We start from the raw sequence: 24752 nt of genomic DNA, 5'->3' as shown, positions 1-24752 counted from the left end.
GGCGATATGCCGTCGGCACAGTCATCAGAGCGAGCGGTCACATGCCAACTGGCGGATGCCCCAGACAGATCGCGGCACCCATCGGGTCCTTGAACGAGGCGAGCGTGCCCCACGGCGTCACTTCGCCGGGCATCAGCACTTCACCGCCGAGTTCGGTGACCTTGGCGATCGTGGCCGCGACGTCATCGACGGTGATGTATACCTGCCAGAACGACGGGTGATCGTCGCCGAACATGCCTTTCGCGGACATGATGCCGGCGACACTCTCCTGCGAGCCGGCCGGAAATACCTCTGAATAGTGGTCGGGGCCAACGGCATCGGGGTCGCCGCCGCTGCCGACTTCATTGAGGCGCCACCCCAGTGTCTTCTGATAGAACTCGGCCGACGCGGAGTAATCCATGCTCATCTCGTCGAACCAGTACGGAGTGCCGTGGGTGCCGCGCTCGCTGAAGCCGACATGTGTGCCGGGCTGCCACAGGCCGTATGCCGCACCTGCCGGGTCGGCGAGGACAGCCATCACACCAAGGTCGCGGACAGCCATCGCGGGGGCGATGACGGTAGCGCCCGCGCCCTGCGCGGTGTCGACGGCCGCCGCCGCGTCGTCGACCCGGAAATAGACTGACCAGATATCGGCCGGTGCGTTCTCGTCCATCTTCGGCATCAGGCCGGCGACGAGGTTGCCGTTCGCGGAAAAGTTCTGGTAGCCGCCGAATTCCTCGTTGGATTCGGTCGCCTCCCAGCCGAACAGTTCGCCGTAGAAGTCGACGGCGCGCTTGGGATCTGAGCTGACCAGGTCGAACCAGACTGGGGCGCCGATGGCAGCGGTGTATTCAGACATGTAGGGATCCTCTCGGAAAGGGTGGGGGACATCGGTACAGACCGACGCGTCCGGCAAAACTCATCGTGGGCGACCGATGAGTTTCGCTGACGCGCTAAGTCTGCACTATCTGAGGAGGCAGACATGTACACATCACAACTTTCGACTGCAGGTCAGAAAATTATCGGTCTCGCGGACCGTACAACCGAGGATCAACTCGACCGCCCGACGCCGTGTGACCCGATGGACCTTGCCGCGCTGTTTGCCCACGTCATTGGGCTCAGTATCGCGTTCGCAGCGGCCGGCCGGAAGGAGACCGGGCCGTTGACATCGACGCCGCCGGATCCGAATATCCAAGTGCTGCAGCCGGACTGGCGGGAGTCGCTGAAAGTCGAGGTCGGCGAGTTGGTCGCGGCGTGGGCCGACCCCGATGCGTGGGAAGGGATGACTCAGGCTGGCGGGGTGAGTGCACCGGCTTCGATTCTGGGCACCGTCGCGGTCAGCGAACTCGTCTTGCACGGCTGGGATATCGCACGCGCCATCGGCGTCGACTACGACCTTGACGACAACCTCCTGCGCGTCGTCTACGACTTGCACTATCCGCCGCAGCCGCAGAGTGAGCGCGATGGCATGTTTGGACCGCTGGTCGAGGTGCCAGACGACGCTCCGCTGTTGCACCGGTTGGTCGGTCTGGCCGGCCGGGATCCGTTCTGGCCGACCGAGTCGGTGGCCTGATCTGTGGGATACATGGCGTAGACGCCATTGTGCTGGTGGGGGAACACTGGGGATGTGAAGAGATCGGTGGTCATCCTCGGCTATCCCGGAGTGCAGGCACTCGACGTCGCCGGGCCTTTCGACGTGCTGTCGGGTGCCACGCGCTATCTCGATGCCAAAGCCGCCGGTGACCAGCGATCGGCAACCGAAGGTTATGAGATCACCCTGGTGTCGTCCACTGGGACATCTGTGCCGGCTGGTAACGGCCTGGAATTCGTGGCGCAACCGTTGCCGGACGCGGACCTGATCATCGACACCATCGTTGTTCCCGGTGGCTACGGGATGGACGCGGTTCGGGAATCAGCCGAAGTAATCGGCTGGTTGCGCCGCGCCGCGGTCAACGCTCGACGGGTGGTGACTGTCTGTACGGGAGCGTTCATCGCGGCACAGGCCGGCCTGCTCGATGGCTGCCCGGCGACGACGCACTGGGCCTGGGCCGGACGGTTGGCTGACGAATTTCCCGACGTCGCCGTCGATCCCGATCCGATCTTCGTTCGCAGTTCTGATCAGGTGTGGACTTCGGCTGGCGTCACCGCAGGCATCGACCTCTGCCTTGCGCTGGTCGAGGACGATTTCGGCACGCGCGTCGCGCAGACCGTCGCTCGCGGACTTGTGCTTTACCTCCGTCGCCCCGGCGGCCAGACCCAATTCTCACCGCCGATATGGATGCCTCGAGCCAAACGCGAGCCCATCCGCGACGTCCAGCAGGTCATCGAAGCAGAACCCGGTGCGGCACATAGTGTTTCGTCGCTGGCTCAGCGCGCGTCGATGAGTCCCCGCCATTTCACCCGCGTGTTCACCGAGGAAGTCGGCGAGTCGCCGGGTACCTATGTCGAGCGGATTCGCACCGACGCCGCACGTCGGCAACTGGAGGAGACCGACGACACCCTCGCCGTGATCGCTGGACGATGCGGCTTCGGCTCGGCGGAAACATTGCGTCGCAACTTCGTTCGGCGCCTCGGCATCTCCCCGGATCATTACCGCAAGACGTTCGCATGAGTCCTATTCCCAGCATCCCTTCTATTGCCTAAGACCTGATGTACCCCAACTGATTACAGGAGATCGGCCATGCAAATTGCCATCGTCGTATACCCACAGTTCACCGCGCTCGACTTCATCGGGCCCTATGAAGTGTTACGTGCACTGCCCGGAGCAGACGTGCGCTTCGTCTGGAAGGAGACCGGGCCGGTCACCGCCGACTCGGGGGTGTTGCTCGTCGGTGCCACCCACACTTTCGACGAAACACCGGCCCCCAACCTCGTGTTGGTTCCAGGCGGACCTGGCTGCGCCGCGGCTGCCTGCGACGACGAGGTGCTCGGTTGGCTGCGAAAGGTATCGGTTGGGGCCACGTGGACAACGTCAGTCTGTTCGGGTTCGCTTGTGCTGGCCGCAGCCGGTCTGCTCGACGGCAGGAGCGCGACGTCGCACTGGTCGGTACTGCCAGCTCTCAAAACCTTTGGCGTCACGCCGGTTTCGGATCAGCGGATCGTGCGCGACGGTGATGTGGTGACCGCCGCTGGTGTCTCGGCCGGGATTGACCTGGCGATGTGGCTGGCCGGGCAGATCGCGGGCGAGGCAAAGGCGAAGGCCATCCAATTGATGATCGAATACGACCCGGCGCCACCATTCGATTCCGGTCATATGTCGAAGGCATCGGTGGCTACTAAGGCGTCGGCGACGGCGCTGCTCAGTCGCGACCTGATCAAACCCGAGCCGCTGAAGGCCAGCGCCCGGCTGCTGTGGGATCGAGCCCTCAGTGTGGTCCGTTCGGCGTAGTGGCACCAGTCCGGTTGCAGTTGGCATGGCACGCTGGGGCGGTGACGGTTCGCAGCGGGCAGGATGATCGTGATCGATGGACGGCGCCGGTATTCGTCGTTTTCGGATTGGCATTATTCGGCTTGTCGTTCGCGTCATGGGGTGTCGGGAAAGAAGGCGTCGAACCGTCGGTAAGCGGCCTGGGGAAGGTATCGGTGCCCGGCGCGAGCGCCGAAGACGTTGCCTTTCTGCAGAACCACACCGGTCATCCTGGTCTGTGGACTCTGATTCTCGGTGCCGTCATCGCCGTCGTCGGTGTCCTCATGTGGTGGCGGACCGAATTTCGGAGGGGAGGGGCATTGATTGCCGCGGTTGCCGGATTAGGCGCCGCGATCTGGACCGTCGTCACGATCAGCGCGCCAGAGCGAAGGCTTTTCGATACCTCGGTCAATGACGCCCTCGATGCGGGATCGTCTGTGCTGCAACCAGGTTGGGGTCTACTCGGCTCGTTGGCGATAGCGCTGGCATGCGTTGGCGCGGCGGTGTGGGCGCTGGTTCGCCGCTGAGATATGTCCCGTAGTGAACTCAGCTGGCGATATGCCATCTGCTCCCGTACGGGGACATTTCCGAGCTGCGGATGTTTGACACGCGAACGAGTTGGGTATCCGGTGCGAGTACCTAGTGTCTAGGAAAGGTGTCCGCATGATCCGGCGTATCGCTCGACCGTTGCTCGGCTCGATTTTTATCTACAACGGCTATCGCACCCTGCGTAACTCCGGCACTACTGCACAGGCGGCTGAGCCGCTGGTCGACAAGGCAACCACCCTGTTGCCCGATTCGCCCGCGGTTCCGCAGGATCCGCAGACGTGGGTGCTGGCGAACGCGGGTGTGCAGCTGGGTGGTGGCCTGTTGTTGGCGACGGGCAAACTGCCGCGGGTGGCATCGCTGACGCTCGCCGGGTCGCTGGTGCCGACCACCTATGTCGACTATCCATTCTGGGAGGAAGCGGACCCGGCCGTCCGCCAAGAGAAGCAGACGCATTTCATTCAGAACGTCGCATTACTCGGTGGCCTGCTCATTGCTGGTTTCGACACCGAAGGCAAACCAGGTGTGGTGTGGCGCGGCAAGCGCGCCGCCGAACGGGTCTCCGATCGGGTATCAGGCGCGGTCACTTCGATCACGCCGTCGGGATCGTCGACGCCTGAGATCAGCGACCGCGCGCATGAGTGGGCGTCGAATGCCGAAGATTTCGCCGCGCATGCCGCTGACCGATTCTCGGCGGCCAGGAAGGTTGCCGGCGCAAAACTGGAAGAGGCGGCGGCTAAGGCTGCGCCGGTTGTCTCCGATGCCGCGTCGACCGCGGCCGCGCGAGCGTCGACGTTGGCAAAGGTGGCCGGTGAGCGATTCGACGACGTCGCCAGCGAGGTCGCTGAACGCGCGCCGGAGGTGGCTTCAGCAGCAGCAGATACTGCTCGCAAGACCGCACCGATCGTCGCCGAACGCGCGTATGCGGCGTCGGACGCGGTTCGGAACCGGGCTGTGCCTGTCGTGGCTGAGCGGGCGCGCACCTGGCGCGAGCGGGTCGGCAATCGCTAGCCGAAACGCCGAATCGTCTTGATAGGCGGCATCTTTGCGAGAGGTTGGAAGCCGATCGGTACGCCGTTGGGGCCGTAGGCATTGAAGACCTGACCGAAGCCGGCGTAGATGCCGATATGGCTCGCGTTGCGGTAGAAGACGATTACGTCACCGGGCGCGAGCGCCCAGACCGGGATCGCGTGCCCGACCTTTGCCTGGTCCTGACTAACCCGCGGGAGGCGGATACCGGCGGTGGAGAACGCCCAGCGGACCAGCCCGGAGCAATCCCACGAATTGGGGCCGACGCCGCCCCATTTGTACGGCTTGTTTATCTGGGTGGTCGCGGCTGCCAACGCCTGTAGACCGGCTGGTGTGGAAACCGGGAGATAGAGGCTCGCCGACCCCGACGAGGAGCCGGACGAACCGGGATCGGCTGCGGCGGCTGGTGCGTTGACCAGCCCGAAGGTCAGTGCGCCGACGGCCGCGGAGGCGGTTATGAGATGGGTAAAGCGGCGCTTTGCAATGCTCACCGCTCCAGAGTGGCCGAAATGGCGACAGAAGTCTAAACCTGTTGTCGAGGTGTGATGAACGTGTGACTCGAGTGAGTTGTGAGGTTTGCGGTCACCAGTAGCCGTCGGGGTCCTCGGCCGGCGATTCCGGCGGAAGGATTCCTTCGGCAACGGCATGGTCGATACTCGCCGACAGCCGGGGGCACGTCGGCATCATCGCCGGATTTCCGCCATCGCGGCGAACCTGGTCGAACTCCGGGCAACGTTCGCGCGCCACCGCGTTCCACTGCACGCTGGTCTGATGCGGTCCAGTCTTCTTGACCCTGATCGACGCGTGACAGGCGCGACATTCGATTTCACGCAGACCGCCGCACAGATAGTGCTGCCGATCGCGCGCGGTCGCCGATTCGACGGCAGCCAGCCGATCGGGATCCGACGCGAAGTTGGGGGCCTTTGCCCAGCCGCTCGTCGGTTCTGCGGCGGCAGTCATGTCAGACCTCGGCCTTGACTTCGGTGACGACGTCTTCAGCAGCCTTCTCCTCCGCCTGGCGAGCCAGATTCTCCTGGATCTCGATATTCCAGCTTTCTAGCGCCTTCTCGGTATCGATCTCGTATTCGTATCGACCGGTCATCTCGTCGGTGACGTCGTCGACGTCGACATAGAACTGCTCGTACCAACGGCGCAGCTGATAGACCGGACCGTCTTCCTCGACGAGTAGTGGATTATCGATACGGGTCTTGCGCTTCCAGATCGCTACGTCCTGCAGGAAGCCGACTTCGATGCCCTGGGTGATCTTTTTCGCCATCTTGTCGGCCTGTTCGGCGGTGAGTCCGTCAGGAACCTTGGCCATCACGCCGTACATCAGCACGAAGGAATTGGCGTCGATCGGGTAGTGGCAGTTGGTGAGGATGGTCTCCACCGCGTATCCGCCGTAGTACTGGACCATCGGGTTGAGCATGTACGAGGGGCCGTAGTACGCGGCGATCGACTCCAGTCGAGTGTCGCCATACGACGACGAGATACCGACGTCGGGGCGGCCATGTGAGTTCATGTACTGCGCGGCGGTCTGGCCCTCGAAAACATTCTTGAAGTAGTCCGGCAGTGCGTAGTGCACGTAGAAGAAATGCGCCATGTCAACGACGTTGTCGATGATCTCGCGGCAGTTGGATCCTTCGATCACGATCTGGTTCCAGGTCCAGGCCGTCCACTGGTCGGTATCGAATTCGTCTAGCTCGGGGATGACCACCTCGTCCGGCGGTGGGTTTCCCTCGGGGTCGTTGTAGACGAAGACTTGGCCGTTGCGCACCATTGTCGGCCACGTGCGGGTCTTCGCGAGTTTGGGCTGCCGCTTGGCATAGGGAACCGAGCCGCAGCGGCCGTTACCTTTCCATTGCCAGCCGTGAAATGGGCAGGCGACATTGTCGCCGCGGAGTACGCCCTGTGACAGGTCGCCGCCCATATGTCGGCAATAGGCATCGAGGATGTGGAATTCGCCCTCGGTGTCGGTCCATGCGACGAGTTTGGTGCCGAAAGCCTCGATCGAATGCGGCTTGCCGTCGTTGAATTCTCCGACGAGGCCGAGGCAGTGCCAGCCGCGAGCGAATCGAGTCGGTGGAGTGCCGGTATCGATCTCGCGGATGTCGGATGCTTTGGTGGCTGTCATCGAAGTGTCTCCCTGGTGTCGACGGAACTGGCCAAGTTCACAGAATCAATACTAGAACACGTTACAGAAATTCGATACCCAACTGGGGAATCGGTCGAGCACCCGCGCAGCCCCGAGGCGACAACCAGCGGTTTCACCACTTGCTCGACAGGAATGAGAACGTGTTCTAGTCTTAGCGACAGGCCAGTTCGCGCTGGCGTCGAGAATGTGGCCGTGATAGCGACAGTTGTACAAGGACAAAGGAGCGAGACGGATGTCCGAATTCGTGAGTGCGTCGGAGCAGGGGCAGGCTGTTCTGGAGAAGATCAGCGCGTTACTGCCCGAACTTGAGCAGCGTGCGCAGGAGACTGAAGACGCCCGCCGCGTGTCCGACGAAACTGCCAGCAGCCTCGACGGCGCAGGGTTCTTCAAACTCATGCAGCCCGAGCAGTGGGGCGGATTTCAAGTCGATCCAGTGACCTTCTATGAGGCAGTGCGACGCATCTCCACCGCGTGCGGTTCGACGGGGTGGGTTTCGGGCATCGTCGGTATCCACAACTGGCATCTGGCGCTTTTTGACCAACAGGCCCAGGAGGATGTGTGGGGAGCCGACCCGTCGGTACGCATATCGTCGTCATACGCCCCGATGGGTATGGGCGAGGTCGTCGACGGCGGTTACAAGGTCAATGGATCGTGGGCATGGTCGTCGGGTAGCAACCTTGCCGACTGGGTTGTCGTGGGCGGGCCGGTCATCAAGAACGGCAAGCCGGTCGATTTCGTGAGCTTCCTGATTCCGCGTTCGGATTACAACATCAAGGACGTGTGGAATGTCGTCGGGCTCCGCGGCACCAGCTCCAATACCATTGAAGTCAAAGATGCTTTCGTGCCACGCCATCGCATGCTCTCGTTCCGGACCATGAGCGTCGGCGAAGCGCCGGGCCTCGAGCGCAACACCGCGCCGGTTTACAAAATGCCTTGGGGCACAATCCATCCCAGCACCATCTCAGCTCCGATCGTGGGGATGGCCTACGGCGCCTACAAGGCGCATGTTGAGCATCAAGGCAAACGTGTGCGCGCCGCGTATGCTGGCGAGAAGGCGAAAGACGATCCCTTCGCCAAAGTACGTATCGCCGAGGCTTCGAGTGATATCGACGCCGCGTGGCGCCAACTGTCGGGCAATCTGCAGTCCGAATACGACTTGATCGTGGCCGGCCGGGAAGTCCCGATGGAACTGCGTCTGGCCGCGCGCCGCGACCAAGTCCGGGCCACCGGACGATCCATCTCCGCAATCGACCGACTCTTCGAGAACTCCGGTGCTCACGCACTGGAGAATGGCACTCCGATTCAGCGATTCTGGCGGGACGCCCACGCCGGCCGGGTTCATGCCGCCAATGATGCCGAACGCGCATATGTCGCTTACGGAAACGGCGAATTCGGCATTCCGATCGGCGACACGATGGTCTGATCCGAGGTATCAACCGGACGAGATGAACTCCAGCCCCGCAGAGGAATACCTTCGATGACTTCAGAATTCGGGCCGATCCGATCCCTCGGCTATATGCGGATCGACGCCACCGACATGGCGGCCTGGCGCGAGTACGGACTCAAAGTGCTCGGCATGATCGAGGGAACGGGCCGGACCGATGGCGCGCTGTATTTGCGGATGGATGATTTTCCGGCGCGGCTGGTAATTGTGCCGTCGGACCGTGACCATCTGGCGTCGTCAGGCTGGGAGTGTGCGAATGCCGCTGGCCTGCAAGAGGTTCGGGATCGACTCGACGGCGCGGGAGTGTCCTATCGCGAGGGCACCGCGGAGGAGAAGGCCGATCGCTGCGTCGACGAACTCATTGTATTCTCCGATCCGACCGGCAATATCCTCGAAGCGTTTCACGGTGCGGCACTACAGCATCGACGGATCGTCAGTCCTTATGGCCACAAATTTGTCACCGGTGAGCAGGGGCTCGGGCACGTCGTACTCACCACCGACGACGATGCCGCGTCGTTGGCGTTCTACCGAGACGTGCTGGGGTTCCGGTTGCGTGACTCGATGAAGCTGCCGCCGCAGTTGGTTGGGCGCGAGGAGGGCGACGATCCGCCCTGGCTACGTTTCTTCGGCTGCAATCCCCGCCATCACTCCCTCGCGTTCCTGCCGATTCCCAACAGCACTGGGATAGTGCACCTGATGGTCGAGGTGGAGAACTCCGACGATGTCGGTTTGGCGCACGATCGTGCCCTGCGTAAGAAGGTGCCGATGTCGGCGACGCTCGGTCGGCATGTCAACGACTTGATGTTGTCGTTCTATATGAAGACGCCCGGCGGATTCGACGTCGAATTCGGTTGTGAGGGAAGGACTGTCGATGATCACGAGTGGATCGCCCGTGAGTCGACCGCGGTGAGTCTGTGGGGTCACGACTTCTCCATCGGGTTCAAAGGATGAACGTCGCCGGTCAGCCGCGTCCCTCTGGAGTACCCGGCGGACCTTACGGCACAAGCGATTTCGACTCCCGCCAGTTTCGTACGGCAATGGGGCAGTTCTGTACCGGGGTCACGGTTATCACCACGCTCGACACCGACGGCAACCCGGCCGGGTTCGCCTGTCAGTCGTTCGCGGCGCTGTCGCTCGAACCGCCGCTGGTGTTGTTCTGCCCGATGAAGAAGTCGCGGAGCTGGCCGATCATCGAAGCGCACGGCAAATTTGTGGTGAATGTTCTCTCGAATCGGCAGCAAGATGTCTCGGCGACCTTCGGAGCGCCGGGTGACGATAAATTCCGTTCGGTCGTCTGGGACCCGTCGCCTGGTGGACTTCCCGTTATCCGGCACAGCCTGACCTGGGTTGAGTGTGAGATCGAGAATGTCATCGACTCCGGCGATCACTTCATCGTGGTGGGCCGGGCGCTCACCTTAGGTGATGTCCTGCAAGACAAACCATTGCTCTTCTACCGGGGTGGCTACCTGTCCACCGAGCATCCGCGGGTGACGCCCGCCCAGGCTGAGCTAGACAACTTCCTGACATACACCGGAGGCGACACGTGGCTGTGACCGACGAACGTTCCGATCCAGCGGTTGCCCAGAGTGAGCGCCCGCTGCTGACGGCACCGTTCACAGATGCGGTGGCCGAAGCCGAGAGGCTCATCGCCTCAGCGGAATTCATCGAAACTGATGCTGACTTGGCCGAGGGATACGACTATCTCGCCGGAAGTGTCTCAGCGATTCTGCAACTGTCCCGGGCGCACAGTAAGAGCCATCCGTATTTCGTCACTTCGACCGGCCCGTACGCGAAGATGGGGCTCGACAACCCGGACACTCTCTACTACCACGCCACCGTCGAACCCGGTGCGACCTATATTGTCCGCGGAAAACGAGGCAGCACAGCTGATCTCAGCTTCCAGGTACTTCGCGGCGACTACACGCCGAGCGAGGTGCCCGGTGGGGATGACGCGTTTGACGACCGCCGGCTGGAAATTGCCAACGATGGATCGTTCGAGCTGACATTCGGTCCCGAGTTGGATGGTGCGACCCCGTCGAACTATTTCGTACTGGGGGATGGCGCATCGATGCTCGCCGTGCGTGAGGTCTACAGCGACTGGTCGAATGAGGCCAAGGGGTCGGTAACAATCGAGCGCGTCGATTCGGTTGGCACCGCGCCCGTCGAACCCGATGTCGCGCGGATGGCGAAGCGCTATGCGATCGCCGCGAAAATGCTTATGGCCCGGGTCCATACGTGGTTCAACTTTCCCAAGTGGTTCTACCTCGACGAGCCGGTGAACACCTTTACCGCGCCGCGTAGAACTCCTGGCGGGCTCTCGACGCAATACTCCTCGGTCGGGCATTTTCGACTCGCGGACAATGAGGCGATGGTGATCACCGTCCCGAAGTCTGCGGCGCCGTACCAGGGATTTCAGTTGGGGAGTATGTGGTACATCTCGCTCGACTACGTGAATCACCAGACGAGCCTGAATTCGGCTCAGGCACAAGTGGATCCAGACGGGCTGATCCGGCTGGTTGTGGCCAAGGACAATCCCGGCGTCGCCAACTGGGTGGAGACAACGGGGCGTCGAAGCGGGATTCTGCAGTTCCGTTGGCAACGAACCGACGAACCGATCGGCCCCGAGTTGGGACCGACAGCGCAGGTGATCGATATCGGCGACGTGGCAGCGCACTTGCCGTACTACTCCGACAACAAGATCGACGACGCCGGATGGCGAGACCGAATCGCGGTGCGCCAGAGAGCATTCGCCGAGCGCATGCTTGGTTGACGAAAGGAATATCTCCCGTGGGAATTCTCTCTGACAAGGTCGTCGTCGTCTCCGGCGTTGGGCCAGGTTTAGGGCGCTCGATCTGTCTACGCGCTGCGGCAGCGGGAGCGACAGTGGTACTCGCGGCCCGCACTGAATCGCGGCTGCGGGAAGTCGCGACACAGGTGCAAGCCCTGGGTGGCAAGACGCTGGTCGTACCGACCGACATCACCGACGACGACGCGGTGGACACTCTCGTCGCGCGGACCATCGGCGAGCTTGGCCATGTCGACGTCGTGGTGAACAACGCCTTCGCATTGCCATCGATGAAACCGTTGGCGCGCACCGACTTCGACCAGATAGCCGCCAGTATCGAATTGACCGTGCTGGGTACGCTGCGGGTGATCAAGGGATTCACCGAATCGCTGGCGGAGAGCAAGGGCTCGATCGTCAACATCAACTCGATGGTGATCCGTCACTCCGAACCGCGGTACGGCAGTTACAAACTGACCAAGTCGGCGTTGTTGGCGATGTCTCAATCGCTGGCTACCGAACTGGGGGACAAGGGGATTCGGATCAACAGTGTCGCTCCCGGCTATATCTGGGACGATCAGCTCAAGTGGTATTTCAGCGAAGTCGCCAAGAAGTACGGCATCAGCCCCGAACAGGTCTACGAGCAGACCGCCGCCAAGTCCGACCTCAAGCGACTGCCCGAGCCGGATGAGATCGCCGAAGCCGTGGTCTTCCTGGGTTCGTCGATGGCGAGTGCGATCACCGGCCACACCCTCGACGTGAACTGCGGCGAATATCATGACTGACACCAATCTGCGGACGTCGGTCGGCGGCGTCGACGAGCTACACGAATCAGCTTCGCGTGCAACGGGATTGACCGAGTTTGGTGCTGAGGACTATCGAGAACCCCTGGAAATTCTGCTCCAGTCTTATCGCGATGACGCCGAACTCACCCCGTTGGGCTCGAAAATGTTTCGCTACTTCCTTAAGGGGGCGCTGGTCGCCCGTCTGCTCAGTGAGGCGTCGTGGCAGGCGAATCCGGGCTATCGCGATGTGGAGGTGACTCGCCCGATCTTTGTGACCGGGTTGCCGCGTACCGGCACCACGGCGCTTCACCGGCTGCTGACTGCAGACCCCGGCCATCAGGGACTCGAGATGTGGCTGACGGAATTCCCGCAGCCGCGCCCACCGCGCGAAACCTGGTCGGATAACCCGGTCTATCGACAGATCAACGCTGGCCTGGAACTGCACCATGTGGAGAATCCGGAGTTCATGGGGCTGCACTATATGGACGCCGGCGAGGTCGAGGAATGCTGGCAGTTGTTGCGGCAGAACGTTATGTCGATCTCCTACGAATCGCTGGCGTACCTGCCGACATATTCGCGCTGGCTCGCCGAGCAGGATTGGACACCGGCCTATGCGCGGCATCGTCGCAACTTGCAGCTGATCGGTGCGAATGATCCCGGGAAACGTTGGGTACTCAAGAATCCCAGCCATTTGTTCGCGCTGGACGCGCTGATGAAGACCTATCCCGATGCGCTCGTTATTCAGACTCACCGTGCGCCGGAAACCATCATCGCGTCGATGTGCAGCCTTGCCGAACACGCCACCCCCGACTGGTCGACGAAGTTCACCGGGCCGACCGTCGGCGAAACGCAGCTTGAGCTGTGGTCGAGGGGATTGCGGGCCTTCGAGGAGGCCCGAGCCAACTACGACCCGGCGCAGTTCGTCGACGTCGACTTCAAAGAACTGCGTACCGACCCCTTCGGGACTGTCGAGCGCGTATACAAGGCGCTCGGGACTGAAGTATCTGACGTTGCCCGTGCCGAGATGATCCGCCTCGACGAGGAAAGTCGTAGCGGCGATCGGAAACCGCAGCATAAATACGAATTGAGTGACTACGGACTGACGTCCCAGCAGGTAGCCGAAGCATTCGCGACGGCTTAGTCGCCTATCCGCGCATGTCGATAGGGGATTGCGCTCACGCCACCACTATCCTGGTTCCTGTGAACCAACCTTTTGATCCTTCCGAGCTGTTCGGCGGTGGCGCCGGCGGCGATAACCCGATGGCCGGCTTGCTCGCTCAGGCGCAGCAGATGCAGGAGCAGTTGCTCGCCGCGCAGAATGAGATCACGGCCGCGGAGGTCACCGGCACTGCGGGCAATGGCCTGGTCAGCGTGACCGGTACCGGTGGTGGCGACATCACCGCGATCACCATCGACCCCAAGGTCATCGATCCCGACGACGCCGAGACACTGCAGGATTTGGTGCTCGGTGCCCTTGCCGACCTCGCGACCAAGCGCGATGCCCTCGCCCAGGAGAAAATGGGTCCGCTCGCCGGCGGTCTGGGTGGCGGCCTTGGCGGCGGATTGCCCGGGTTGGGATAGCAGTACCGACTATGTACGAGGGACCGATTCAGGATTTGATCGATGAACTGGCTAAGCAGCCAGGTCTCGGTCCCAAGGGTGCCCAGCGGATTGCCTTCGCCCTATTGGCCGGGGAGAACGCGCAGATCGACCGGCTGATCGCGGCGTTGGGCCAAGTGCGGGACAACGTGACGTTCTGTGCCGAATGTGGCAACGTGTCGGCTGATCGACTATGCCGGATCTGCTCCGACGCACGCCGGGACGCGACCAAGATCTGCGTGGTCGAAGAGCCGAAAGACGTACACGCCATTGAACGCACCAAAGAGTTCAACGGTCGTTATCACGTACTCGGCGGCGCACTGGATCCATTGTCGGGCATCGGCCCCGATCAGCTGCGTATCCGAGAACTGTTGCGGCGCTTGGCAAATCAGGAAGACGGGTTGGATGTCACCGAGGTGATCGTGGCAACTGATCCGAATACCGAGGGGGAGGCCACCGCCACCTATCTCCTGCGGATGCTCAAGGATTTTCCGGGGTTGTCGGTGACTCGATTGGCTTCCGGATTGCCGATGGGTGGCGACCTGGAATTCGCCGACGAACTGACGTTGGGACGCGCCCTCTCGGGCCGACGAGTGCTCGCCTAGACAGCATGGGGCTCGGGTGGGAAGTGGCCAATGTAGATGGGGTCGCCGCGTATCTCGCGGCGGATGTCGAGGCTGGAATAGTCGCCATCGACGGTCCGTCGGGTAGCGGGAAATCGACATTCGCCGATTCTCTGGTGGCAGATCTGGCTGAGCGTGGCATTGCCGCAGTGTTGATTCGTACCGATGACTTTGCGACATGGGCGAATCCGGTCGGGTGGTGGCCGGAGCTGGAAGATGATGTGCTGCATGCATTCTCGCGTGGGCGAGATGTAGAGTACCGGCCCCGGCAGTGGGCTGACGGCGTCGCGCGGCAGGGGCCGCTCGTATGGATCAGATGGCAGCCGCTGTTGATCATCGAGGGGGTGTCGTCGGCGCGACGTCAGGTCGCCGATCGGTTGGCTTGTGCGTTATGGCTCGACGGGCCGTCCCGCGAGGAGCGATTGGCCAGGTCGGTGGCACGCGATGGAGAAGAAGATCGCGCGAATCTCCGGCGATGGCAAGCGTTTGAGGACGGCTGGTTCGCCGTGGACGAAACGCGCATGCGATGCCGGGTCGTGGGCTAGAACTAGCCGTTTCTTCGGTTGGTCTCGACACACGCGGAGCGAGACACGCATGTATCGAGACCCGGCGACACGAATACTGTTGTGCGGTAGCGATATTGACCGGCGCTGACCTACCGCCGCGCCGCCGCCAATCGTTGTTTACGTAGCTGCTCGACCTCGGGAAGGTCAAGTGGCGCAAGTGCTTCGACACCTAGCGCGCGGGCAAGCAGGTAGTCTGCCAGTTGGGGATTGCGCGCTAGCGCGGGACCGTGCATATAGGTACCGATCACTGAACCCTGCACGGCACCCTCGTTGCCGTCGCCCACCCCGTTGCCGATGCCATTGCGAACCCGACCGAATGGTGTGGCCGCCGGGCCGAGAGTTGTTCCGCCACGGTGATTTTCAAATCCCGACAGCGGATAGGTCAGACCTTCGACGTTCGGTGTGGTCACCAGTTCCCCGATAGTGCGCGTCGCCTGCGGAGCGGTCGTGGCGTCGAGCATTGAGATGCCCTCGACGCGTTCGCCGGCCGACGTCTCGTACCAATGGCCGAGCACCTGGATCGCCGCGCAAATCGCGAGCACCGGGCGGCCGGCCTCGGCGGCCCGTTGCAGGCCGGGATAGCGTGTGAGATGCCTGGTAGCCAATCGCTGCGCGAAATCCTCTGCGCCGCCGAGGGTGTAGACATCGAGCGACTCGGGTACGGCGTCGTCGAGAGTGATCTCAACGATCTCCGCGTCGATGCCGCGCATTCGTGCGCGCTGGCGCAAAACCAGGGCATTGCCGCCGTCGCCGTAGGTGCCCATGACGTCGGGCAGTACCAATCCGATCCGCAGGGTCGACTCGCCTGAGTTGGTCATCGTTGTCCCCCTTCGTCTTTCGCCGCGCGTTCCAGTGCGATACCGAGGTCGCGGAACGCGGTGTAGTTGGCGAGCACTTCGACTCGTCCTGGCGGACACGATTCGATGGCGGCCAATGGATTGGCGATAGTGGTGTGCTCGGCCCCGGCGTAGAGCAGGCGAACGCCCAAGTCGGCCGCGCGTTCCCCCGACGCGACGACCTGCATGGTCTCGAATGCTTCGAAGCGGACGTCCCACAACCAGGACAGGTCTTCACCGTCGGGGACCTGACCGTTCACCGCGATCACCAGTCCGTCGGCATCTTGGTCGATCATCGACAGTGCTTCTTGCCAGCCCGCGGGATTCTTGGCGAGCAGCGTGCGTACGGTGTGATCGCCGATCTTCGTCACGCCGTAACGGCCGGCGACCTCACCGACGGTGCCAACCGCGACAACGGCTTTGCCGGGATCTGCGCCCATCGCGACCGCGGCGGCCACCGCCTGGGTTGCGTTGCCGCGATTGGCGCGTCCCGGCACGGCCAGCGTCAGCGTCGCGCTGAAACCCTCAGGGCCGTATATCTTCTCGTCGTCGAACCACCAATCGGGTTGGGGTCGACGGAAGTTGTCATCGCCGGTGGATCGCCAGTCGACGCCGTTGTCGGTAGTCGACCGGATGATCGGTTCACCGGTGCGCGGACAACTCACCGAATCGCCGACCCAGCTGGCGCCGGCCGCTACCCACACGACCTTCTTGGCGTCGAAGGCCGCGGAGGTGACCAAGACATCGTCGCAGTTGGCCACGATGGTCGCGTCGGGATGTCGTTCGATGCCCTCGCGCAGCCGACGTTCGATGATATTTATCTCGCCGACGCGGTCGAGTTGATCACGGGAGAGATTGAGCAGGATCAGAACCTCGGGGTCGACGGCGTCGGAAACATGCGGGACGTGCAACTCGTCTACTTCGAGTGCTGTGATGAGTGCCTGCTGGTCGAGCGTCAACGCCGCGATGATGCCAGCATCCATGTTGGCGCCGTCGGCCTGCGTTGCAACCCTCCCCAATTCGCCGAGGGCGGCCGCGGTCATGCGGGTCGTCGTCGACTTGCCGTTGGTGCCGGTAATGATCGCGGTGCGTTTGCCGGCCGCGAGGCGCGACATGATCGATGGATCGATTTTCGCGGCGACCAGGCCGCCGATCATCGAGCCTTTGCCGCGGCCCGCAGTCCGCGACGCCCAGCGGGCCGTCGAAGCGGCAGCAAGGGCGAGTCGGGTGCGCGCGGGTAAACGGGAAGAGGTGTCACCGGACATGCTGACGAGTTTTCCACATGACGCCGGCGCGGTGGCTCTTGCCGGGCGTGACGTGGACCGCACGGGTTGCGTTCAGCCCGATGGCAACGATGGTCAGCAACGCCTTCCGTCGGTTGACTGGCCGCGACAACCACAACGTCGCAAGGAGCCTCTCGATGACCCGTCAACTCCACCTCGGTGGATTTCTGATCGCCTCTCCCGTCACTCACTCGCACGCGGCTTGGCGCCACCCCGGATCGACGGGAGACTATTTTTCCGCCGACTATTACCACCGTGTCGGCCGCATTCTCGAGCGCGGCAAATTCGACTTCGCATTCTTTGCCGATCTTCTCGCGGCACCCCTGCGTTTTGGTGCCGATCAATCCGAACCGCTGCGTCGGGGCACACAAGCTGCCGCGACACTCGACCCGTCGCTGGTCGCGGCCAGCTTGGCAGCGGTAACCACGCACTTGGGGATCGCGGTGACCAAGTCGGCGACCTACTTCCACCCCTACGAGCTGGCGCGCGTGTTCGGCACCCTCGATCACCTCACGCGCGGCCGGATCGCGTGGAATATCGTCACGTCGCTGACGCAGGCCGAAGCGCAGAACTTTGGCCTCGACGACCACGTCGAACATGAGGAGCGATACCTGCGCGCGGAAGAATTCGTGCAGACCGCGATCAAATTGTGGTCCAGCTGGGATGCGGACGCCGTCGAAGCTGACCGGGCGTCGGGACAGTGGGCCGATCCGGACAAGGTGCGGGTGGTCAACCACGACGGTGACTACTACCGGACTCGTGGGCCGCTCAATCAGCCCCGCTCGCCGCAGCATCGCCCGGTGCTGATCCAGGCGGGGTCGTCGAATACCGGCAAGGATTTCGCCGCGCGCTGGGCCGAGGCGATTTTCGAGATCGATCCGACGCCGGAGGGGCGTCGGGCCTACTACGACGACGTGAAGTCGCGCGCGTCGAATTTCGGCCGCAATCCGGACCACGTCAACATCTTTCCGTCGTTCATCCCGTTCATCGGCGAAACTGAGTCCATCGCGCGGGAGAAGCAGGCATTCCACAATGAATTGGCTGATCCGATTTCCGGATTGATCACGCTGTCGGTGCACACCGATCACGACTTCTCGCAGTACGACCTCGACGCTCCGCTCAGTGACGTGCAGGTATCGGGGACGCAGGGATTGTTCAACGTCGCGCGGCGACTGAGTGAGCGGGACAATCTCACCCTGCGCGATATTGGCAAGTTGTATGCGCAAGGAGTGCTGTTGCCGCAGTTCGTGGGGACGGCGTCCGATGTCGCCGATCAGATAGAGGCATCGTTCACCGGTGGCGAAGCGGACGGATTCATTGTGTCGACGGCGCAGACGCCGGGAACCTTCAACGACTTCGTCGACTATGTGGTGCCTGAACTGCAACGTCGGGGACTGTTCCGGCGCGAATACGAGGGCACGACGCTGCGCGAACATCTCGGCCTTGGGGAACCCGGCGACGATCTGCCGGCAGACCTGCGCGAGGCGGTGTAACTCGCGGACCGGGTGTTGCTGAAACCTGCGGTGTGAGTGCCTGCGAGGGAGTTGGCCCCTGGCTGGGTCTGAGCCCGCAGGTTTCAGTCCCAGACTGAAATCTGCTGCTGGAACTGAAGCGGGGGTATGCCCCTGGCCGACGCTGAGCCCGCAGGTTTCAGTCCCTGACTGGTTTCTGCATCTGAAGCTGCTTCGGGGGAACATGTCCCTCGCCGGCGCCGTGTCCGCAGGTTTCAGTCATACCCCTGCGGGTCGCGTCCCGCGGGCCGCATACCTCAGCCGAAATTCTCGGCCCCGTAGGAGACGTCGGAGGGCAATATGCCCTTCGGTGCTCTCGACGGGGCCGACATCTATCGAGCGGCCCAACTTATGACTCTCGGACGATCGCGGCCGTCGCACTCAGCTCGACTAGTGCGCCGGGCACGCCGAGATCGGCGAATAGTGCCGACACCAACGGTGGAATATCAAGCGTGCCAAGGGTTTCCAGCGCCGCGCCATAGCCGGCATTGATATCGACGCCTTTGGCGAGCACGAGCGAGATGTGAACGACGTGCTCAAGCCCGGCACCCGCGGCCTCGAGCGCTGTCAGGAGATTCTCCATGACCTTGCGGACTTGCGCGGCGACGTCGCCCGCGCCAACGAGGGCACCGTCCGCATCGACCGCGTTTTGGCCGCCGATGAGGATCGTCGTGGCGCCGGGCGGGATGATCGCGACATGACTGAAGGCCGGGCTGTGGACTAGGCCAGCTGGACGGAGCAGTTCGACGGTGGTCATGAGCTGAGACTAGGCCGCGATCCGGTCATTCAGTGTCCTGAATGGCTGGCGAGTCGCCCGAACGATGTAACATTAGTATTCTAATAGTCGATCTAGGATACGACGTTGGGTTTAGGCGAGAGGGCGAGACTATGACTGCGACAGCTGCTGACGCACACGTGTGCGAGCAATCGATCCGACGAAACCGGGAGGCGCTGGAGCGGCTCGCATCGCGCCGCACGGTCGCGCCGGGACCAGTACAGACGGTGTGGCCGGTCGATATCTCCCGGCATCGATTGGGGGTCGTGGGCGGCGGACACATCATTCGACGATTCGTCAACGATCCGATCGTCGACGAAAATATCCGTGTTGGTTCCGGAGTGGACGATCTGTTGCGTCCCGCGTTGTCACCGCGGGAGATCGAGGTACTGCGTTCATGGCTCGTGCTCGATTCCAAACTGGCGGTCGCCGAATCGCTGTTTATCGCGATGGGCACGGTCAATACTCACCTGACGCGGATTCGGGCCAAATACGCCGACGTTGGCCGTCCCGCGCCGACGAAGGCTTCGCTGGTGGCCCGCGCGGTGCAGGACGGCATCATCGCGCTCGACGACCTGTGATCCGGTGATCGACGCCGCATCGCAAGTTCGATCTGCTGGTCCGCTCGCGTCGGAGCATGTGATCCGGGTAGCCACGGCTGCTGCGGCCGAACTCGACCGCAGGGCCGCGATCGGACAGACCCGTGGTCGGTTGGCTCCGTCGGATCTGGTCTTCGGCCCAGGTGGTTCGGTAATGCTGAACGATTCAGATGAGACAGTAAGGGGTGTGTACGCGGCACCCGAGGTCCTCGCGGGTGTCGCGCCTGGTCCGTCGTCGGATCAATACGCGCTCGCCTGCGTTGCGATCTATCTGCTGACCGGCGCCGACGTCGACGTCATCGCCTGGCGCCATTTTGTGCTGAGGCAGACGCAATCGAGTTGGGTCGATTCCGCATTGTTGAGGGCTACCGACCCGGACCCGGCGCGACGATTCAGTTCATCGACTGAATTCGCTTCGGCGTTGTCCGGCGGTGTAGTGATTCCTCATTTGCAGACCGCGGGGACCGGAACTCGAAACGGGGCGGGTTTTGCCATTGTCTCTGTCATCACCGGATTGGCGATAATTCTTCTCCGACTCGTTCCGGCGGGGCACTGGGGAACGATGGTCTTCGATTCGTTCCCGTACGCCAACGCGATCATTCCGCTGATATTCGGAGTGATTGGCATGGCGGTGGGAATCGTCGGCTGTATCGGACCACGGAAGATGAAAGGTGTTGCCGCCGTTGGCATTTTCATGGGTGTCCTATGTGTGCTCTACGGCGGCGGCGTGCTGATTTCGACGGTTATCGCTTAGCGATAGCTTGTCAGTTCTTGGTCTCCGACGCGGGCGGCAGGTTCCGACGCGCGCGGAACGCGGTGATCATGTCGTTGATAACGTCGAGATCTTCCGACGGTAAGCCGGCCAGCCGGTAAGCGGTCCGCTCCACCCCCGCATCCTGGAGGACGCCTCCCGATGGTTCTACGACTGCGAAATACTCAATGTCTACGCCGAACGCGGCGGCCAATCCTTCTACTGCCTTGAATGACGGTGACTTCACTCGTCCCGTGCGCAGGTGCGACAGGTATCCTTCACTGAATTCGACGCCGACGGCGGCTGCCCGCGCGACGACTTCGGATTGCTTGATGCGAGATCCGTCGGGGTTGCGAACGACCTGGAAAAGGTGCTCGAGTTTGGTAGAGATGTCGGAGGACGCCGTGGTGGTAGGCGCCGGTTCCTGCGTCATGTTCAGCCCGTCTGGAGTTGATGGCAAGCGGTTGGAGAATCGCAGTGGGCGATAGTCTTTTCGTATTTCTAACTATACCGACAAACATCGGAGAGGTATGACCGCGCCGGCCGTTGTGCTCCTTCCGTTACCTGCCGCTGACACTCCACTTCGACGGCGTCGCATACGTAGGCGGACCCGGGCGGTACTGCGCGACCTCGCGTTGCCGGCCTACGGGGTGACACCCGAAGTGCTCGCGCGGGCCGTCGCGGATCGGCTTGGGACCGAGATCGAGCTGGTCGAGCACGCTTTGCCGGCTCGGGGACCGAGTGGCGCGACCTTCGCCGACGCCAAGGGCTACGTCGTCTTCTTCCAGTCGCAGACGTCGGTCACGCATCAGGCCCACCACATCACCCACGAACTTGCGCACATTCTCACCGGCACACTCGCGTCGGTCGCGGAACATACAGCGCCACCCGATCCTGACTGTGAAGAAGACGCCGAACTGGTGGCATCGATCATCGCCTGCCTAGTTGGACTCCGGGCCGAACGCGTGCGATCCCCGGAGCCGACGCCGACACTGACCCGCCTCGCAGCGGCGCTCGACGATTACGCGGAGCGCTGGTAGATGACGCCAGCAGTCCAGGCTGTTCTCTTGCCGATAGTCGTCGCGGTATTTGGGTGGCGACTGGCGGTGTTGTTGTCGCAGTCGCGGAGTCCGTCATCGCAGACCGTCAATCCGACCTGGCGCACCGTGCAGACTGTCTATCTCGCGCTGGTCGCATTCGCGCTATCCACCTACTTCGGATTGGTTCCGGTCACCGACGTCGTCTATCACTTCCATGTCTGGCTGATCTGGCTGCAATATCTGGCGACGATGGTGTTGGTACGTGCGCTGGCCGAGGCATACGGGGTCCGGGTCACCGGCCATTCGATTGCGATTGTCGGAGTAGCTGTTGTGACAGCCGGCTTTGCCATCGTCACCCCTGTTTCCTGGACCGGACGTTTTGTGGATGCGCCGGCGTCGTTGCTGTGGGTATATGCGATTTCGGCGGTCGGCTATATCCCCATCTGCCTGTTGATGACTGGCATTCGGCTCGTCGCGGAACCAAAGCCGCGGGGCAGCATGTGGGTCAGCACGATAGCGATGATCCTGGCTACGTGGTCGCTCGCGATCGGGTTCGTTCTCAACGGCGTCGAATTCGGTATCTATCTCAACCGCGAATTGTTGCCAGAGGGCATCGAGCCACTGTCGCGGGCGCTACTCGATAGCGGGCTGTTGCTACTGATCGTCGGAACGCTCACCCCGGCGTTGGTGAGTCGCGCGGCATACCTGCGTAGGACCGTGGTGCTGGCAAGAGAAGCGCGTGGAATGCGAAAGTTGGCTCAGGACATCACCCGTGCGGTGCCGCAGTTGGGCGCGGCGGCATGGCCTCGGCGCGCTGTTTCACCTGCCGGGATTCGGCTGGCGCACTATCGTCGATACGTTCTGATCAGAGATGGGCTCACCAGGCTCAGTGCCAGCTTCGACGATGCCGCATCACCCGCCGACGTCGGAGTTCGATTGCGGACGATTCTGCGGGAACCGCTTCCATCGGGGCGTGAGACTGCGATACCGGTACTTGTCGTTGGCGACGACGATGTGCGCGTTGTCCTGGAAGTATGTGCCGCCTACGACGCGACAAGCCATTCAGAGAGGCTGGTGCGCGGGACGTGTCGGCGGGTACCGGCACGGTAGGGTAATCGTCTGTGAGCCGTGCCACCACAGTGTCGTTGCCCCTGACCGCCCGCATTCAGCGTAGTGCGATGAGACTTGTCGGTCGTCTGCCCGCGTCGGTCTTCGGGATGTTGGCGTCCCGAATGCCGACCAACACCGCAGGTGAGCGGCTGAGTCCGGAAGTGGCTTCGATCGCATTCGCCGCAGAGAAAATCCCCGCATTCAATATGTATGACCCGTCGCCGGCGAAAGCTCGAGTGAAGATCGATGTGTCGTCGGCGTCGTTGCTGGCGTCGTATCCGCCCTTCGCGGTCGAGGAGGATCTCGTCATCGACGGTCCGGCGGGACCGATCCCGGCGACGCGATACCGCTTCGGCGAGTCGTCGCGTGGCCTCGTCGTTTTCTATCATGGCGGCGGTTTTGTGATCGGCAGTCGGGCTAGCCACGACGGCGCGGTGCGCAACTTGGCTATCGATGGCGGCGTCGACGTGTTGTCCATCGACTACCGGTTGGCTCCGGAGAATCCGTTTCCCGCCGCGGTCGACGACGCCGTAGCGGCGTGGCGGTTCGCCGTCGACGAGGCCCCCGGCTGGGGGATCTCGCCCGACCGGATCGGCGTGGCCGGTGACAGCGCGGGTGGAAACCTGGCAGCCGTTGTGTGCCAACAGGTTCGAGGCGAGGACGTAGTGCCGCGGCATCAGTTGTTGATCTACCCGGTGGTCGACGCGAATGCGACGACCGCCTCACGCGACGAGTTCGCCGAGGGCTACTTCCTGACGCGCGAGCATATGGACTGGTTCATCGACAACTATGTCCCGGCCGAGCAGCGTTCCGATGTGCGGGCATCGCCGCTACGAGCCGACGACCTCTCGGGTCTTCCGGCCGCGCATGTCGTCGTCGCTGGATTCGATCCGCTGCGTGATGAGGGAATCGCCTACGCCGAGGCGTTGCGCGCGGCCGGTGTCGCGGTGACCGTTGAACGGGCCGGTGGAATGATCCATGGGTTCGTCAATATGACTCTGATCAGCCCAACCGCTCGCGTGATCGCGCGACGCATGGGCGACGCCGTCAGTGCTGCGTTTGGCGAATAGGCCGGCAGCGCAGCCGACAATCACGATTACCGCTCCGAGTAGTTCCATCGGAGTGGGTCGTTCACTGAAGATTGCCCACGCCGCGCTGATGCCGACGATGGGAACGAGCAGCGACAGTGGAGCGACACGGCTTGCCGGGTACTTCGTGAGTAGGTAGCTCCATAGTCCTGAACCCACGACCGTGCCGAGTATGACGATGTAAGCCAGGCCGGCAAGTGCGAGTAGGCCGGTGTGAGTGAAAAGTGTTGTCAGCGAACGAAAGTCGGCGTCAGGTCCGTCGACCAGCAGGCTCATCGCCAGCATCGGCAGCGGCGGGATTACCGACATCCACAGGACCATGCTCAGGGCGTTCGACGGTTGGGCCAGGCGCCCGCCGATGTTGCCGAAGGCCCAGCCGAGGCCGGCCAGGAGGGTGAGCAGAACCGGCACTAGCGCCGCAGCGGCTCCGTTATTCATTCGGTCGACGGCGATGACGGCCATGCCGCCGACCGCAACCGCGATGCCAGCGAGTTGGGTCGCCGACATACGTTCGCGGAGGAAGACCAGGCCGAGTAGGACGGTGAACGGGGCCGAACTCTGTAGCACGAGCGATGCCAGGCCGGTCGGCATTCCCAGGTTCATCGCGAGGAATAGAAATGCGAATTGTGCGACCCCAAAACCTAACCCGTACAACAGGAACCATCTCATGCGGACCTGCGGGAACTTCACGAACAGGATGACCGGAATGGCCATCACAGTGAATCGCAAGGCGCCCAACAGAAAAGGCGGGAAGTGGTCGAGGCCGAGGCGGATCGCGATGAAATTGAGGCCCCACAGCACGACGACAGTCAGGCCGAGAAGTCGGTCGCGATTGGTCATGGGCC

The 24752-nt window shown here is 62.6% G+C and carries 28 protein-coding genes and 1 pseudogene; 20 read left to right on the top strand and 9 right to left on the bottom strand.

Annotation, left to right across the window (positions count from 1 at the left end; all coding sequences use genetic code 11):
* Window positions 1-37 precede the first annotated feature (37 nt).
* The gene (locus AAFP29_RS07675; RefSeq protein ID WP_419216751.1) at window positions 38-838 is read right to left on the bottom strand and encodes a VOC family protein; all 801 of its coding nucleotides are present in this window, start codon (window positions 836-838) and stop codon (window positions 38-40) included.
* A 123-nt stretch (window positions 839-961) separates the two neighbouring features.
* On the opposite strand from AAFP29_RS07675, the gene AAFP29_RS07670 reads away from it, so the two are divergent.
* From AAFP29_RS07670 to AAFP29_RS07650, 5 genes are all read left to right on the top strand, one after another.
* Window positions 962-1552: a TIGR03086 family metal-binding protein gene (locus tag AAFP29_RS07670; RefSeq protein WP_419216750.1), complete on the top strand. Its 591-nt coding sequence runs from the start codon at window positions 962-964 to the stop codon at window positions 1550-1552.
* Window positions 1553-1606: 54 nt separating this feature from the next.
* Window positions 1607-2590, top strand: a complete 984-nt coding sequence (locus AAFP29_RS07665; protein ID WP_419216749.1) for a GlxA family transcriptional regulator — start codon at window positions 1607-1609, stop codon at window positions 2588-2590.
* A gap of 69 nt (window positions 2591-2659) precedes the next feature.
* Window positions 2660-3367, top strand: coding sequence for a DJ-1/PfpI family protein (locus AAFP29_RS07660; protein ID WP_419216748.1), 708 nt, complete (start codon window positions 2660-2662; stop codon window positions 3365-3367).
* Between the two features lie 41 nt (window positions 3368-3408).
* Entirely contained in the window at window positions 3409-3912 is a 504-nt protein-coding gene (locus tag AAFP29_RS07655) for a hypothetical protein (RefSeq protein WP_419216747.1), read from the top strand.
* 136 nt (window positions 3913-4048) lie between these two features.
* A complete protein-coding gene (locus AAFP29_RS07650; RefSeq protein WP_419216746.1) occupies window positions 4049-4942 on the top strand; it encodes a DoxX family membrane protein in 894 nt (297 codons plus the stop codon).
* On the opposite strand, the gene AAFP29_RS07645 is transcribed toward AAFP29_RS07650, so the two are convergent.
* The 3 genes from AAFP29_RS07645 to AAFP29_RS07635 form a co-directional block, all read right to left on the bottom strand.
* A complete protein-coding gene (locus AAFP29_RS07645) occupies window positions 4939-5391 on the bottom strand; it encodes a C40 family peptidase (protein ID WP_419217238.1) in 453 nt (150 codons plus the stop codon). The genes AAFP29_RS07650 and AAFP29_RS07645 overlap by 4 nt on opposite strands.
* 151 nt (window positions 5392-5542) lie before the next feature.
* On the bottom strand, window positions 5543-5920 hold the full coding sequence (locus AAFP29_RS07640; RefSeq protein ID WP_419216745.1) for a hypothetical protein: 378 nt from the start codon (window positions 5918-5920) through the stop codon (window positions 5543-5545).
* A 1-nt stretch (window position 5921) separates the two neighbouring features.
* The gene (locus tag AAFP29_RS07635; protein ID WP_419216744.1) at window positions 5922-7094 is read right to left on the bottom strand and encodes a Rieske 2Fe-2S domain-containing protein; all 1173 of its coding nucleotides are present in this window, start codon (window positions 7092-7094) and stop codon (window positions 5922-5924) included.
* Between the two features lie 253 nt (window positions 7095-7347).
* Between AAFP29_RS07635 and hsaA the strand changes: the two genes are divergently transcribed.
* The 9 genes from hsaA to AAFP29_RS07590 are packed head-to-tail and all read left to right on the top strand — an operon-like array spanning window position 7348 to window position 14893.
* Entirely contained in the window at window positions 7348-8538 is a 1191-nt protein-coding gene (gene hsaA / locus AAFP29_RS07630) for a 3-hydroxy-9,10-secoandrosta-1,3,5(10)-triene-9,17-dione monooxygenase oxygenase subunit (RefSeq protein WP_419216743.1), read from the top strand.
* A gap of 54 nt (window positions 8539-8592) precedes the next feature.
* Window positions 8593-9510, top strand: coding sequence for an iron-dependent extradiol dioxygenase HsaC (gene hsaC / locus AAFP29_RS07625; RefSeq protein WP_419216742.1), 918 nt, complete (start codon window positions 8593-8595; stop codon window positions 9508-9510).
* Window positions 9507-10112, top strand: coding sequence for a 3-hydroxy-9,10-secoandrosta-1,3,5(10)-triene-9,17-dione monooxygenase reductase subunit (gene hsaB, locus AAFP29_RS07620; protein WP_419216741.1), 606 nt, complete (start codon window positions 9507-9509; stop codon window positions 10110-10112). The genes hsaC and hsaB overlap by 4 nt, the downstream gene beginning before the upstream one ends.
* Complete coding sequence (locus tag AAFP29_RS07615; RefSeq protein ID WP_419216740.1) at window positions 10103-11329, top strand: hypothetical protein; 1227 nt, start codon at window positions 10103-10105, stop codon at window positions 11327-11329. Before hsaB ends, AAFP29_RS07615 begins: the two co-directional genes overlap by 10 nt.
* A 17-nt stretch (window positions 11330-11346) precedes the next feature.
* Entirely contained in the window at window positions 11347-12126 is a 780-nt protein-coding gene (locus AAFP29_RS07610) for an SDR family oxidoreductase (RefSeq protein WP_419216739.1), read from the top strand.
* Window positions 12119-13267 (top strand): sulfotransferase family protein, encoded by a 1149-nt coding sequence (locus tag AAFP29_RS07605; RefSeq protein WP_419216738.1) that lies wholly within the window; start codon window positions 12119-12121, stop codon window positions 13265-13267. Before AAFP29_RS07610 ends, AAFP29_RS07605 begins: the two co-directional genes overlap by 8 nt.
* Window positions 13268-13326: 59 nt before the next feature.
* On the top strand, window positions 13327-13707 hold the full coding sequence (locus AAFP29_RS07600) for a YbaB/EbfC family nucleoid-associated protein (RefSeq protein ID WP_419216737.1): 381 nt from the start codon (window positions 13327-13329) through the stop codon (window positions 13705-13707).
* 11 nt (window positions 13708-13718) lie between these two features.
* Complete coding sequence (recR, locus tag AAFP29_RS07595) at window positions 13719-14330, top strand: recombination mediator RecR (protein WP_419216736.1); 612 nt, start codon at window positions 13719-13721, stop codon at window positions 14328-14330.
* A gap of 23 nt (window positions 14331-14353) precedes the next feature.
* On the top strand, window positions 14354-14893 hold the full coding sequence (locus tag AAFP29_RS07590) for a uridine kinase family protein (RefSeq protein ID WP_419216735.1): 540 nt from the start codon (window positions 14354-14356) through the stop codon (window positions 14891-14893).
* Window positions 14894-15003: 110 nt separating this feature from the next.
* Here AAFP29_RS07590 and AAFP29_RS07585 read toward each other — a convergent pair whose 3' ends face one another.
* Together AAFP29_RS07585 and AAFP29_RS07580 are read right to left on the bottom strand one after the other, a co-directional pair.
* The gene (locus tag AAFP29_RS07585; RefSeq protein WP_419216734.1) at window positions 15004-15732 is read right to left on the bottom strand and encodes a type 1 glutamine amidotransferase; all 729 of its coding nucleotides are present in this window, start codon (window positions 15730-15732) and stop codon (window positions 15004-15006) included.
* The gene (locus tag AAFP29_RS07580; RefSeq protein WP_419216733.1) at window positions 15729-17015 is read right to left on the bottom strand and encodes a MurT ligase domain-containing protein; all 1287 of its coding nucleotides are present in this window, start codon (window positions 17013-17015) and stop codon (window positions 15729-15731) included. The genes AAFP29_RS07585 and AAFP29_RS07580 overlap by 4 nt, the downstream gene beginning before the upstream one ends.
* Before the next feature lie 155 nt (window positions 17016-17170).
* Between AAFP29_RS07580 and AAFP29_RS07575 the strand changes: the two genes are divergently transcribed.
* Window positions 17171-18526: an LLM class flavin-dependent oxidoreductase gene (locus AAFP29_RS07575; protein ID WP_419216732.1), complete on the top strand. Its 1356-nt coding sequence runs from the start codon at window positions 17171-17173 to the stop codon at window positions 18524-18526.
* 367 nt (window positions 18527-18893) lie between these two features.
* Here AAFP29_RS07575 and AAFP29_RS07570 read toward each other — a convergent pair whose 3' ends face one another.
* The gene (locus AAFP29_RS07570; RefSeq protein ID WP_419216731.1) at window positions 18894-19301 is read right to left on the bottom strand and encodes a RidA family protein; all 408 of its coding nucleotides are present in this window, start codon (window positions 19299-19301) and stop codon (window positions 18894-18896) included.
* A 131-nt stretch (window positions 19302-19432) separates the two neighbouring features.
* Here AAFP29_RS07570 and AAFP29_RS07565 point away from each other — a divergent pair, with 131 nt between their 5' ends.
* Window positions 19433-19900 carry a LuxR C-terminal-related transcriptional regulator gene (locus AAFP29_RS07565; protein WP_419216730.1) on the top strand — a complete coding sequence of 156 codons (468 nt, stop codon included), beginning with the start codon at window positions 19433-19435 and terminating at the stop codon, window positions 19898-19900.
* 4 nt (window positions 19901-19904) lie between these two features.
* Entirely contained in the window at window positions 19905-20672 is a 768-nt protein-coding gene (locus tag AAFP29_RS07560) for a hypothetical protein (RefSeq protein WP_419216729.1), read from the top strand.
* A 10-nt stretch (window positions 20673-20682) separates the two neighbouring features.
* Here AAFP29_RS07560 and AAFP29_RS07555 read toward each other — a convergent pair whose 3' ends face one another.
* A complete protein-coding gene (locus tag AAFP29_RS07555) occupies window positions 20683-21102 on the bottom strand; it encodes a hypothetical protein (RefSeq protein WP_419216728.1) in 420 nt (139 codons plus the stop codon).
* Window positions 21103-21199: 97 nt separating this feature from the next.
* Between AAFP29_RS07555 and AAFP29_RS07550 the strand changes: the two genes are divergently transcribed.
* The 3 genes and pseudogenes from AAFP29_RS07550 to AAFP29_RS07540 all read left to right on the top strand — a co-directional run.
* Entirely contained in the window at window positions 21200-21709 is a 510-nt protein-coding gene (locus tag AAFP29_RS07550; protein ID WP_419216727.1) for a hypothetical protein, read from the top strand.
* Window positions 21710-22819, top strand: a complete 1110-nt coding sequence (locus AAFP29_RS07545) for a DUF6545 domain-containing protein (protein WP_419216726.1) — start codon at window positions 21710-21712, stop codon at window positions 22817-22819.
* A 68-nt stretch (window positions 22820-22887) separates the two neighbouring features.
* Window positions 22888-23748 (top strand): annotated as a pseudogene (locus AAFP29_RS07540) (alpha/beta hydrolase); the annotation flags it as partial.
* Here AAFP29_RS07540 and AAFP29_RS07535 read toward each other — a convergent pair.
* On the bottom strand, window positions 23650-24747 hold the full coding sequence (locus AAFP29_RS07535) for an EamA family transporter (RefSeq protein ID WP_419216725.1): 1098 nt from the start codon (window positions 24745-24747) through the stop codon (window positions 23650-23652). The pseudogene AAFP29_RS07540 and the gene AAFP29_RS07535 overlap by 99 nt on opposite strands.
* Between the last annotated feature and the right edge of the window lie 5 nt (window positions 24748-24752).

The sequence above is a fragment of the Gordonia sp. CPCC 205333 genome (assembly GCF_048537885.1).
Classification (GTDB): Bacteria; Actinomycetota; Actinomycetes; order Mycobacteriales; family Mycobacteriaceae; genus Gordonia.
This window is presented reverse-complemented; position numbering and strand designations above follow the sequence as displayed.

What these genes read in the sequence shown, in the direction of transcription:
- AAFP29_RS07640 (WP_419216745.1), bottom strand. Translation starts at nt 5,920, where the DNA reads ATGACTGCCGCCGCAGAACCGACGAGCGGCTGGGCAAAGGCCCCCAAC.
- AAFP29_RS07635 (WP_419216744.1), bottom strand. Translation starts at nt 7,094, where the DNA reads ATGACAGCCACCAAAGCATCCGACATCCGCGAGATCGATACCGGCACT.
- AAFP29_RS07660 (WP_419216748.1), top strand. Translation starts at nt 2,660, where the DNA reads ATGCAAATTGCCATCGTCGTATACCCACAGTTCACCGCGCTCGACTTC.
- AAFP29_RS07580 (WP_419216733.1), bottom strand. Translation starts at nt 17,015, where the DNA reads ATGTCCGGTGACACCTCTTCCCGTTTACCCGCGCGCACCCGACTCGCC.
- hsaB (WP_419216741.1), top strand. Translation starts at nt 9,507, where the DNA reads ATGAACGTCGCCGGTCAGCCGCGTCCCTCTGGAGTACCCGGCGGACCT.
- AAFP29_RS07575 (WP_419216732.1), top strand. Translation starts at nt 17,171, where the DNA reads ATGACCCGTCAACTCCACCTCGGTGGATTTCTGATCGCCTCTCCCGTC.
- AAFP29_RS07550 (WP_419216727.1), top strand. Translation starts at nt 21,200, where the DNA reads ATGACCGCGCCGGCCGTTGTGCTCCTTCCGTTACCTGCCGCTGACACT.
- AAFP29_RS07675 (WP_419216751.1), bottom strand. Translation starts at nt 838, where the DNA reads ATGTCTGAATACACCGCTGCCATCGGCGCCCCAGTCTGGTTCGACCTG.
- AAFP29_RS07605 (WP_419216738.1), top strand. Translation starts at nt 12,119, where the DNA reads ATGACTGACACCAATCTGCGGACGTCGGTCGGCGGCGTCGACGAGCTA.
- AAFP29_RS07670 (WP_419216750.1), top strand. Translation starts at nt 962, where the DNA reads ATGTACACATCACAACTTTCGACTGCAGGTCAGAAAATTATCGGTCTC.
- AAFP29_RS07565 (WP_419216730.1), top strand. Translation starts at nt 19,433, where the DNA reads ATGACTGCGACAGCTGCTGACGCACACGTGTGCGAGCAATCGATCCGA.
- recR (WP_419216736.1), top strand. Translation starts at nt 13,719, where the DNA reads ATGTACGAGGGACCGATTCAGGATTTGATCGATGAACTGGCTAAGCAG.
- AAFP29_RS07585 (WP_419216734.1), bottom strand. Translation starts at nt 15,732, where the DNA reads ATGACCAACTCAGGCGAGTCGACCCTGCGGATCGGATTGGTACTGCCC.
- AAFP29_RS07555 (WP_419216728.1), bottom strand. Translation starts at nt 21,102, where the DNA reads ATGACGCAGGAACCGGCGCCTACCACCACGGCGTCCTCCGACATCTCT.
- hsaA (WP_419216743.1), top strand. Translation starts at nt 7,348, where the DNA reads ATGTCCGAATTCGTGAGTGCGTCGGAGCAGGGGCAGGCTGTTCTGGAG.
- AAFP29_RS07535 (WP_419216725.1), bottom strand. Translation starts at nt 24,747, where the DNA reads ATGACCAATCGCGACCGACTTCTCGGCCTGACTGTCGTCGTGCTGTGG.
- AAFP29_RS07650 (WP_419216746.1), top strand. Translation starts at nt 4,049, where the DNA reads ATGATCCGGCGTATCGCTCGACCGTTGCTCGGCTCGATTTTTATCTAC.
- AAFP29_RS07545 (WP_419216726.1), top strand. Translation starts at nt 21,710, where the DNA reads ATGACGCCAGCAGTCCAGGCTGTTCTCTTGCCGATAGTCGTCGCGGTA.
- hsaC (WP_419216742.1), top strand. Translation starts at nt 8,593, where the DNA reads ATGACTTCAGAATTCGGGCCGATCCGATCCCTCGGCTATATGCGGATC.
- AAFP29_RS07570 (WP_419216731.1), bottom strand. Translation starts at nt 19,301, where the DNA reads ATGACCACCGTCGAACTGCTCCGTCCAGCTGGCCTAGTCCACAGCCCG.